Origin of the sequence: Okeania sp. SIO2F4 (assembly GCF_010672385.1) — a bacterium.
Lineage (GTDB): Bacteria > Cyanobacteriota > Cyanobacteriia > Cyanobacteriales > Microcoleaceae > Trichodesmium.
This window is the reverse complement of the sequence record NZ_JAAHGT010001251.1, coordinates 1-2,114: the sequence shown is the minus strand read 5'-3', so window position 1 is coordinate 2,114 and position 2,114 is coordinate 1. Positions and strand designations below refer to the sequence as shown.

Below are 2,114 nucleotides of genomic sequence, written 5' to 3'. Positions count from 1 at the left end.
GCCTCGCCCACTGATGGGCGTATGTTATAGTCAGAAAAGCACAAAGGTATTCAACCGTAAAAACCTAGCTACTTAAGTGTAGTGTTTGCACCTTGAAAACTGGCGTTGGTGAATGGGTAATGCTTTTGTCTCAAATCTCTATGAAAAAAGTATAGTTGTACGGTTCATAAATATTGAAGAGCATTATTTAATCACCAACCCCAGAATTTGACGAATAAGAAAAGTCAATGAATACGATTTATATAGTATAAATACCTAGCCACTTACCGATTTTTATACTACTTTTAATGTTATAAATTGACGTACGGAATGTAAGTTACAAATAATCAGGGGAATTGAAAAACCTTACATAAAATACCCCTTTGAGTCTGCAGAGAATATTAATGGTATTGACATCCTCCCGACCTTGCTCTACCAGACAACGCGGGATTCCCATCCATCAATCAAACAACCGAAGTTGAACGAATGACTTGGAGGGGGTTGACACATCATTGGAGTTTGCTGCACCCACCCCTCTTACCGAAGAATTAATAATTCAATAATTCAATAATTCAATAATTCACCCTTTAAAGCCTAAAAATGCTCAAACCTTTAAATGTCAATTCTTTGATATTTAATCAGCAAGCCTTAATTAGGGTTTGCGTATGGAAAGTCTTTTTGATAGGGTAGGGAGTAGGAAATAGGGAGTAGGGAGTAGTTAAGAGTTAGGATTTACGGGAGTTTTAGAAGAGGTGGTCATTCATAATTGCTCCTTAGTTTTTCTGTCATAATTACCCCGTTTAGGCTCACTTTTTCCCCTCCATCAACCGAAAATCTGGTACTTTTTCAGTACCTAAAATTCTTCAAACCTTTATTGAATAGTGCTTTGATATTTAATCAGCCAGCCTTAATTATCTTGGTTAAAGTTTTAACTATTTCTTGATTTGCTTGAGCATACTCATCTGCCAAACTCAGATTTTTACTTCCTACTATATTTTGAATCTGCCAATCAATCCATAGAATAGAATTAACCAATAATTCCTGATACTTTTGAGCAGAATAAATTCTCAAATATTCATCAGCATCTTTCTTCTTCCTTTAAGAACTGATAACTGAAATGACTTCTACGATAATTCTCCCAAAGGTACTTCAATTAAATCCTGAATAGTAGTAAGTCTTAATCTTTCCAATTCTCGAATCCATTCTGATTCCGAATAAAATTTTTCTTGATACTTTTCAGCTAATTCGGACTCAACAGATATATCTGTTTTTTGCCACATATTTAAAATCGCACTACGACGTTTTATAGACATAATTAATTCTAGAGTTGCAACTGCTGCTCTGATTTCTAAAGATGTTCTGAGAAGATTCTTTTCTGGCTTTTCGTCTAAATAAAATAGATGTTTGACTTTAGCTAGTTGAGCTGGATATTCTAAATAACTATCTTGCAGATTTGCCATTAAATCATCTGATTTATTAATTTCATTTTCTGACATATTTTCCACAGAAATAATTTGCTGCCATAAAAATCTATTGTCAGATAAACTCAACTGTAAATCTCTTGCCTCCATTGCATCTTTCACATCTTGACGATAATTAGGACAATGTAAGTAAATACGCAGTAATAAAGACTCAGCTTCTGCCAATAAACTCCGTTCTACAGGTGAAGATAAAACCCCCAGTGAATTATTCTTTTTGCCCTTAGTGAAGTTTCTGTTTTTTTGCTGATTAGATTTTAATTGTTTCCCTACTAATAACGGTGGTGATAAAAATTCATCCTCAGCTAACAGCTTTTTCCAATTAATAAAAACTTGAGTTAATAAATTTTCAGAAATTAATGAAATTCTCCGAGCATCTCCCTGACTCAAAATTTCTGCACAATATTGAAGATAATAAGTAAGCTGATTATCATTAGTTATCTTCGTTAAAATTTTAACTATTTCTTGATTTGCTTGAGCATACTCATCTGCCAAACTCAGATTTTTACTTCCTACTATATTTTGAATCTGCCAATACCCGGTCTTGCGGTAGCTGTCCATGTGTCGGGCCTGGTCCCGGGCGAAGCCGGGATCGAACCAGGCCCAGGCTTGCACGTCGGGTTCACGCGCCTCGATCTGGGCGATGCAGGCCTCAAC

1 protein-coding gene and 1 pseudogene are annotated in these 2,114 nt (G+C 35.5%); both read right to left on the bottom strand.

The features are described 5' to 3' along the window. Positions 1-876: 876 nt before the first annotated feature. Positions 877-1,050 (bottom strand): hypothetical protein, encoded by a 174-nt coding sequence (locus tag F6K22_RS39400; protein ID WP_293110456.1) that lies wholly within the window; start codon positions 1,048-1,050, stop codon positions 877-879. Positions 1,051-1,103: 53 nt separating this feature from the next. Beyond that, positions 1,104-2,114, bottom strand: a pseudogene (locus F6K22_RS39395) (hypothetical protein); the annotation flags it as partial.